Origin of the sequence: Psychrobacter sp. 78a-MNA-CIBAN-0178 (assembly GCF_040309625.1) — a bacterium.
GTDB classification, from domain to species: Bacteria; Pseudomonadota; Gammaproteobacteria; order Pseudomonadales; family Moraxellaceae; genus Psychrobacter; species Psychrobacter okhotskensis.
In genome coordinates, this window is record NZ_JBEOOZ010000073.1 from 1 (window position 1) to 837 (window position 837).

At 49.7% G+C, this 837-nt stretch carries 1 protein-coding gene; it reads left to right on the forward strand.

The window, feature by feature from the left end:
• Positions 1 to 800 (forward strand): DDE-type integrase/transposase/recombinase (locus AAEY80_RS14290; protein ID WP_350588516.1); only part of this gene is annotated, 800 nt, incomplete at its 5' end.
• Positions 801 to 837 lie beyond the last annotated feature (37 nt).

An 837-nucleotide genomic window follows, 5' to 3' on the forward strand; every position in this document is an offset into this window, starting at 1 on the left:
AAATCGTACCGACCCTGCTAGATGAGGGGGTGTACTATGGCTGTGAGTCCACCTTTTACCGTGTGCTTAAGCAGCACGAGCAACTGGCTCATCGTGGTCGAGCTCTAGCCCCTGGCGCATCAAAGCCACCACAAACCTTTACTGCAACAGGTCCAGGTCAAGTCTTCTGCTGGGACATCACTTATCTGCCAAGTCCTGTACGGGGTCAGTTCTACTATCTGTATATGATAGAGGATGTCTATAGCCGTAAGATTGTCGGTCAGGAGGTGTATGACCACGAGTCAGGAACGTTGGCAGCTAAGTTGCTTGAGCGTACTTTAATCAGTGAGAATGCGCTACATAGCGGTGTGGTGCTACATTCGGACAATGGGGCACCAATGAAAGCACAAACCATGCGCATGAAGGCCTATGAGCTTGGCGTTGTGACGTCATACAGTAGACCAAGGGTCAGTAATGATAACCCCTTTGCAGAGTCGCTGTTCAAGACCTGCAAGTATCGTCCTAATTGGCCCACCGAAGGTTTTAAGAGTTTAGAGGCGGCTCGTGACTGGGTGCTAAGCTTCACACGCTGGTACAATGACGAGCATAAGCACAGCCAGCTTAACTTTGTGACGCCGAGTCAACGCCATACGGGTGAGGATAAGGGAGTACTAGCCAAACGTTATGAGACGATGCAGCAAGCTAAAGCTCAAAATCCGATACGTTGGGGGTCTCAAGAGGTGAGAAACTGCGAGCCTGTGGGTCCGACGACATTGAATCCTGTAAAAGAGCCAGAAAAGATGAGATTACAAGCTGCTTAATTGGGCTTGATGGTGACAACTACCTTGAAAAACTCCG